Origin of the sequence: Longimicrobium sp., assembly GCF_036280135.1 — a bacterium.
Lineage (GTDB): Bacteria > Gemmatimonadota > Gemmatimonadetes > Longimicrobiales > Longimicrobiaceae > Longimicrobium.
The window spans coordinates 1-7,343 of sequence record NZ_DASURI010000550.1 but is presented as its reverse complement, the minus strand read 5'-3'; the positions used below and the strand labels follow the sequence as shown (position 1 = coordinate 7,343).

The following is a 7,343-nucleotide window of genomic DNA, read 5'->3' as shown; positions in this document are numbered from 1 at the left end:
TGCCCGGAAGCCGGCCCCGAGTCTCGCATACAAGATCCTTCGTCGCCGCCATGGATCAAGTCCAGGCAGGCATGGCGCGGCGGCTCCTCAGGATGACGCTTTTGAGCCCGAGGTTTGGTAACACCCTCTGCCTTTGACTTGCTCCTTGCGAGGGCGGGAAGATCCCTTCGGGCCGCACGCATCCGGCGCGGTCGAGCTCGTGAGGGCCCCTCCAGGAGGCATCGCCCTCCCAGGAAGATCAGGGGTTGGCGCAGACGTTGTCGAGGTAGAACTCCTGCCCGCCGATCCCCAGGATCGACACCGGGCCGGTGAGAGTCGTGGTGCCCTGCTTGTAGTTGTTGCCGGGCGACCAGCCCCACACGTGCGACACCGTCGCGCCGCCAATGGGCGACGGTGCGCCGGTCAGCTCGCCCACGTAGATGCCGCTGCCGTTCACGCGCAGGTTCTCGTAGCCGCCGTAGTCGCGCCACTGGAACGTGACGGACGACGGCACGAAGCCGATGCCCGAGAAGTCGAATCCGAGATTGATGTTGTTCGTGTTGACGATCTGGCCGCTGCCGAACGTGACGAAGGCACCCAGCACGGTCGCGTCGCCGAACGTGGTCCCGAAGCCCGGCGGGTGATGGAACGTGCGAAGCGTGACCGGGATGAGGCTCTCCGTAAACCACAGGTCTCCCGGCAGGTTGCCGGCGGTGCCGCCCGCCGTGGCGCCCAGCGCGGGCACGCTGAAGTCCACGCACACCGGGACCAGCGCGGCCTTCGCCGGCTCGGCGTCCGGGGCGGTGATGCCTGCCGGGGCATCGCCGCAGGCGGCCAGCGTGAGGGTCAACAGCGTGGGGACAAGCAGGGGGGATGCTCTCATCGTGTCACCTCCTGGAGGATAACGCACGCGGCACGGGGGGCGCCGACGTATGCAATCCACAGGAGCACCTACCATACCTGATTCAGACGAATTTATCGGAATACGGAAAGGTCCGGACCCGTCTTGGCTTAGGCACCCCCGTGTGAACAAAGCAGAGGGCAAACTGCTTCAACCAGATGGGGCAGCCGCTCCCCAATTGGGGAACTCGGCCGCCCCACTCGCGTCCCGATTACGCACTCACGTACCCTCGTACGCCGTTCAGGCCGAGACGCCCTCCGCCGCCAGGATCGGCGCGAGCCACTGACCCGTCAGGCTCTCCGGCACGCGGGCGACGTCCTCCGGGCGGCCCATCGCCACGACGCGGCCGCCGTCCGGGCCCGCGCCGGGGCCCAGGTCCACGATCCAGTCCGCCGTCTTGATGACGTCCAGGTTGTGCTCGATGAGGATCACCGTGTGCCCCGCGTCCGCAAGGTCGCCCAGCACGCGCAGCAGCTTGCGGATGTCGTCCATGTGCAGGCCGGTCGTCGGCTCATCCAGGATGTAGAGCTTCTTTCCGCCGCGCCGCGCGCCCATGGCCAGCTCGCGCGCCACCTTGATGCGCTGCGCCTCGCCGCCGCTCAGCGTGGGCGCGGGCTGGCCCAGGCGCAGGTAGCCCCAGCCCACCTGCTGCAGGTGCCACAGCACCTCGCCCAGCCGGTCCTCGTGCAGAAAGAACTTGATGGACTCGTCCACCGTCATCTCCAGCACGTCGCGGATGGACTTGCCGCGGTACTTGGCCTGCAGCACCTCCGCCCGGAACCGCGCGCCGCCGCACGTCTCGCACGGCACGAAGACGTCGGCCATGAACACCATCTCCACCTGCACCTGTCCCTCGCCCTTGCACGCCTCGCAGCGCCCGCCCGCCACGTTGAACGAAAAGTGCCCGGGCCCGAACCCCAGCCGCTTGCTGTCCGGCAGCGAGGCGAAGATGCGCCGCACCTCGTCGTACGCCTTGATGTACGTGACGGGGTTGCTGCGCGGCGTACGGCCGATGGGCGACTGGTCCACCAGCACCACCTCGCGCAGCAGCCCCACGCCCGCCAGCCGGTCATAGGCGCCCACCGTCTCGCCCAGGTGCCGCTTGGCCGACGTCTCGCCCCCGGACAGATCGCGCTCCACGGCGCGGTACAGCACGTCGTGCACGAGCGTGCTCTTGCCGGATCCGCTCACCCCCGTCACCGCCGTGATGGCGCCGAGGGGAAAGACGACGCCGTCGCCCTTGAGGTTGTGCTCGCGGGCGCCCTCCAGCCGCAGCTTGGGCCCTTCCACGGGCCGCCGCTTGGCAGGGATCTCGATGCGCTCGCGGCCGGAGAGGTACTTTCCCGTCAGCGAGTCGGAGACCAGCATCTCCTCCAGCGTCCCCTGGAAGGTCAGCTCGCCGCCCAGCTCGCCGCTGCCGGGCCCCAGCTCCACCAGGTGGTCCGCCAGGCGCATGGCCTCCGGATCGTGCTCCACCACGAGCACCGTGTTGCCGCCCTCGCGCAGGCGCACCAGCAGGCGCAGCAGCCGGTCGTTGTCCGCCGGGTGCAGGCCGATGGTGGGCTCGTCCAGCACATAGAGCGTGTCCACCAGCCGCGAGCCCAGCGCGTTCGCCAGGGAGATGCGCTGCGCCTCGCCGCCGCTCAGCGTGCGCGTCTGCCGCTCCAGCGTCAGGTATCCCAGGCCCACGTCCACCAGGAAGCCCACGCGCGAGTCCAGCTCCTTGAGGATGCTGTCCGCGATGCCGCGCTCCTGCTCGCTCAGCGGCGGATCGGGGCACTCGGGGCCCACCTGCCCGTCGCGCATGGCGCGCAGCCACGGCATCAGCCGGCCCAGGGGGAGCGCCGACACCTCCGCGATGTTGCGCCCGCCCACGCGGATGCGCAGCGCCTCGGGCCGCAGCTTGGAGCCGTTGCAGACGGGGCAGTCCTGCGCGCTCTGGTACTGGCGGATGAAGACGCGGATGTACTGCTTGTAGCGCTTGTCGTCCAGGTCGTCGAAGAACGAGTAGACGCCCTGGAAGCCGCGCGCGCCGTGCAGCACCGCGTGCCGGAACTTCTCCGGAAGCTCCTCCCACGGCGCGTCCATCGACACGCCTTCCTTGGCGGCGAACTGCGCCAGCTTCGTCCGCCGCGTCTCGTAGCGCGGCTTGCTCCACGGGTCCACGGCCCCGTCCGCCAGCGAGCGCGTCGGGTTAGGGACGATGAGCGAGTCGTCCAGCCGCAGCACGGCGCCGAACCCGGTGCACTCCGGGCAGGAGCCGTACGGGTTGTTGAAGCTGAACAGCTGCGGCGTGGGATTGAGGAACTCGATCTCCGGGTGATCCGGGCAGCGAAAGCGCTCCGTGAACCGCAGCGTCGGCTGGCCCACGGGGACGATGATGGCCTCGCCCTCGCCCTCCGTGAACGCCGTCTGCAGCGAGTCGGCCAGGCGCGCCGTGTCGTCCGGCCCCGCGCGCAGGCGGTCCACCACCACGAGCAGCTCGCGCGTCTTCGTGAGGTCCAGCCCTTCCGGCAGCTCGTCCAGGTGCACTTCGCGCCCATCCGCCAGCAGGCGCAGGAACCCCAGCGCGCGCAGGTTCTCCACCACCAGCGCGTGCGTCACGCGGGCGGAGAGCGGGAGGGGAAAGCACACCATCACGCGCGTTCCGGCCGGCAGGGCCAGCACGGTGTCCGTGGCGCTCTGCACGGTGTCGGGCCGCACCTCGCGGCCGCAGGGATGGTCCGGGTGCGGGCCGGGGCAGTAGGTGCGGCCCACGCGCGCCCACAGCAGGCGCAGGTAGTCGTGTACCTCCGTGGCCGTGCCCACGGTGGACCGGCTGGTCTTGGTTGGGTTGCGCTGCTCGATGGCGACCGCGGGCGAAATGCCCTCCACGCGGTCCACGTCGGGCTTTTCCATGCGGTCGAGGAACTGCTTGGCGTACGTGGAGAGTGATTCCACGTACCGGCGCTGCCCCTCGGCGTATACGGTGTCGAACGCCAGCGACGACTTTCCCGACCCGGAGGGCCCCGTCACCACGATCACCGCGCGGCGGGGGAGGTCCAGGTCCAGGTTCTTGAGATTGTGCTGGCGGGCTCCGCGAATGACGATGCGATCCTTCATAGCCCGAAAACATACCGAACTTTCGTCCAGCGCGCAAAGTGTACGCGCCCCACGCGCAGCCGCTTCGCACGAACCCGGCCGCCGTCATCGACAGGAGCGAAACGGACACGAATGCAGGCCCGTCATGACGGGCCCGGATTTCCTGCCCTGCGGGCCGCCCCTCCCACGGCCCCTTCCCCGCTCGTTCCTCGCGGCGAGGGGAGAAAGCATACGGGATCCGCGGATGCGCGCTGATCCATCCGTCTTCGCTCCATGCTCCTGTTCGCTGATACGGGTCACGCGAGGAAAGTGGATGCTGCCCACCAGCCTCGATCACTTCCGCACTTCCGCACTTCCGCACTTCCGCACTCACGCACTTCCCCTCCCGGTCCGCCTCTTGCACCACCGCGCGTCCCCTGCGCCGTGCGAAAGACGGCGCGCGGACGCCGCGAACCAGAGAGGATGGCCATGCATCACGTAGATCTGACCGGGTTTCGGGTGGCGGTGCTTACCGCCGACGGGGGAGAGCAGGTAGAGATCACGTCGCCGGTGGATGCGCTGCGCGAGCACGGGGCCGAGGTGGAGATCGTGTCGCTGCACCTGGGCAAGATCCGCACGGTGAACATGCTGTACCCGGGCAAGAAGGTGCGCGTGGACCGCACCCTGCGCACGGCCGACGCCGTGGACTACGACGCGCTGCTGCTGCCGGGTGGCCTGGTGGGCCCCGACACGCTGCGCCAGAGCGACGAGGCGCTGGACTTTGTCCGCGCGTTCGACGTGGCGGGCAAGCCCATCGCCGTCATCTGCCACGGCCCGTGGCTGCTGGTGTCCAGCGGGCTGGTGGTGCGCCGCAACCTCACGTCGTGGCCGGGCATCAAGGACGACGTTCGCAACGCCGGCGGCATCTGGCACGACGAGCCGCTCGTCCGCGACCGCAACTGGGTAAGCAGCCGCGGCCCGCAGGACCTCAAGCACTTCAACCGCGGCATGCTGGAGCTGTTCGCCGAGCGCATGCCCGTTGCGCCGCCCCGCCCCGAGTACACGGAGCGCCGTCCGCGCCGCCGCCGCGAGCGCAACGTGCCCGTGGGCCGTCTGCTGGCCGGCACCGTGCTGGCGGCGGGCGCCGCGTACCTCATCCGCGAGCAGCTGCGCCGCGAGCATGAGACCATGGAATACGTGGAGGTGGTGGACCTCACCCCCGACACGCCCGACGTGGTGGTGGACGTGGCGGTGGTGGACGAGGATGCCACCCTGTCCGGCACCGGCTACACCAGCGGCATGCCGTACGGCGCCGGCGCGGGCACCAACGCCGGGCTGGGCGCCAGCGCGGGCCTTGCCGGCACGGCGGGCAGCATGGGCGGGACGGGCGCCATGGGCGGCACCGGCCCCGACTACGTGGGCACGGACGTGCGGGCCGGCAACGGCGGCACGGGCCCCGTGGGCTACGGCGGCACCGGCTACAATCCGCCCGCAGTCTGAACGCGCGGCGGGTGCGACAAAGACGGGGGCGGTCGATGCGAATCGGCCTCCCCCGCTTTGCTTGGAGCGCGTAAGTGGGCCGGCGAGCGGGCGGACTCACGCTGCATCGGCAAGCCCGCGCCGAGCGACTAAAGTCGCCGCAACGACAGCGGAAAGCCTCGCAAACTGCGCGAGGCTTCAACGGATCGAACGACGCTCCGGTGCACACGGCGGCGCGCGGCATGAGCCGTCGGCGCAGGCCGACATCGCGCAGTCCGAGCCGCGAATTCATTCGCCGGGGGTGTGCGCACGAACCGTCAACCTCTGCTGGAACCTCCCCTGCCCGTCTCCTTGTCTTCGTCGATTCCTCTCCCCGATCCGCCACCCCCGATCCACTGCCCCCGCTGATCCACCCAATCCACCGCTTCCGCCGATCTGCCCCGTTCCGTTGCTCCCCCAGCCCCGCCGATCCGCTGAACCGGGCCGCTGCACCTCCCGCGATTCCTGCCCCAGCGCAGACCCGCAGTTGCCGGCTGTCCCCTGTAGCCGGTCCCCTGTCCCCCGCCGTTCCCCCCAAGTACCTTCCCGCGCATGTCCGCAGCCGAAACCCTCTACACCTTGGCCCTGCGCGCCGCGCGCCCGCTGCTGCCCCTCGCCGCGCGTGGCGAGGGCAAGCTCGCGCGCGGCATCCGCGGGCGCGCGGGCGTGCTGGAGCGCCTGGAGACGTGGGCGCGCACGCACCGCGAGCCCGCGCGTCCGCTCGTGTGGTTTCACGCGCCCAGCGTGGGCGAGGGGCTGCAGGCGCGCGCCGTGGTGCAGGCATTCCGCGCGCGGAGCCCGGACGCGCAGGTGGCGTACACCTTCTTCTCCCCCAGCGCCGAGTCGTTCGCGCGCACCGTCCAGGCGGACGTGGCGGATTACCTGCCGCTGGACCTGCCCGGCGACGTACGCCGCGCGCTGGACGCCCTGCGGCCGGACGTGATTGCCTTCTCCAAGACGGACGTCTGGCCCGTGCTCACCCGCGAAGCAAAGGCGCGCGGCGTGCGCCTGGCCATGCTCAGCGGCACCCTGCCGGCCTCGTCCAGCCGCTTGGGCGGACCCGCGCGCGCGCTGCTGGCGCCCGCGTACGCCCGCCTGGACGTCGCAGCCGCCATCTCCCCGGACGACGCGGACCGCTTCGGGGCGCTGGGCGTGCCGGCGGACCGGCGACGGGTGATGGGAGACGCGCGCTTCGACCAGGTGTGGGCCCGCGCGCGGGGCGTCGACCGCGCCTCGTCCCTGCTGAGCCTGTTCGATGGATTTGACGGCGTCACGCTCGTCGCCGGCTCCACCTGGCCCGCGGACGAGGAGCGCCTCGTCCCCGCCCTCGCATCGCTGATCGAAGCCGGCCACCGACTCCGCGCCATCCTGGTCCCGCACGAGCCCACGCTGGCGCACGTGGAGGCACTGGAGGCGCGGCTGCGCGGGGCCGGGATCACCGACGCCTTCCGCCTGTCCCAGGTGGCGGTCGGCGCGCTGGCGGGGACGGCGGTCGTCGTGGACCGCGTGGGCGTGCTGGGCGACCTGTACGCGCTGGCGGACGTGGCATACGTGGGGGGCGGATGGGGCACGGCCGGGCTGCACAGCGTGCTGGAGCCGGCCGCGTTCGGCGCACCCGTGCTCTTCGGTCCGCGCCACGCGAATGCCCGCGAGGCCGCGGAGCTCATCGCGCGCGGTGGCGCCTTCGAGCTGTCCCCGGACCAGTCGGCCGCCGCGCGCATCCTCCCGCTGATCGAGGACGCCGCCCGCCGCCGCGCCGCTGGCGACGCGGCCCGCGCGTACGTCGAGGCGAACATGGGCGCGGCGGAACGCGGCGCCGAGATCATCGAGTCGCTCCTGGCCCGCCGCTGATCCCCCATCACGCGAAAAAAGGACGAGCCCCTCA

General features: G+C 71.0%; 4 protein-coding genes. 2 read left to right on the top strand and 2 right to left on the bottom strand.

Annotation, left to right across the window (positions count from 1 at the left end):
- Window positions 1-238: 238 nt before the first annotated feature.
- The gene (locus tag VFZ20_RS17685) at window positions 239-862 is read right to left on the bottom strand and encodes a hypothetical protein (protein ID WP_329685246.1); all 624 of its coding nucleotides are present in this window, start codon (window positions 860-862) and stop codon (window positions 239-241) included.
- Between the two features lie 258 nt (window positions 863-1,120).
- Complete coding sequence (gene uvrA / locus VFZ20_RS17680; RefSeq protein ID WP_329685245.1) at window positions 1,121-3,982, bottom strand: excinuclease ABC subunit UvrA; 2,862 nt, start codon at window positions 3,980-3,982, stop codon at window positions 1,121-1,123.
- 447 nt (window positions 3,983-4,429) lie between these two features.
- Here uvrA and VFZ20_RS32970 point away from each other — a divergent pair, with 447 nt between their 5' ends.
- Both VFZ20_RS32970 and VFZ20_RS17670 read left to right on the top strand, forming a co-directional pair.
- Window positions 4,430-5,440, top strand: a complete 1,011-nt coding sequence (locus VFZ20_RS32970) for a type 1 glutamine amidotransferase domain-containing protein (protein WP_329685244.1) — start codon at window positions 4,430-4,432, stop codon at window positions 5,438-5,440.
- Window positions 5,441-6,010: 570 nt separating this feature from the next.
- On the top strand, window positions 6,011-7,309 hold the full coding sequence (locus VFZ20_RS17670) for a 3-deoxy-D-manno-octulosonic acid transferase (protein ID WP_329685243.1): 1,299 nt from the start codon (window positions 6,011-6,013) through the stop codon (window positions 7,307-7,309).
- Window positions 7,310-7,343: the final 34 nt, after the last annotated feature.

What these genes read in the sequence shown, in the direction of transcription:
- VFZ20_RS17685 (WP_329685246.1), bottom strand. Translation starts at nt 862, where the DNA reads ATGAGAGCATCCCCCCTGCTTGTCCCCACGCTGTTGACCCTCACGCTG.
- uvrA (WP_329685245.1), bottom strand. Translation starts at nt 3,982, where the DNA reads ATGAAGGATCGCATCGTCATTCGCGGAGCCCGCCAGCACAATCTCAAG.
- VFZ20_RS32970 (WP_329685244.1), top strand. Translation starts at nt 4,430, where the DNA reads ATGCATCACGTAGATCTGACCGGGTTTCGGGTGGCGGTGCTTACCGCC.
- VFZ20_RS17670 (WP_329685243.1), top strand. Translation starts at nt 6,011, where the DNA reads ATGTCCGCAGCCGAAACCCTCTACACCTTGGCCCTGCGCGCCGCGCGC.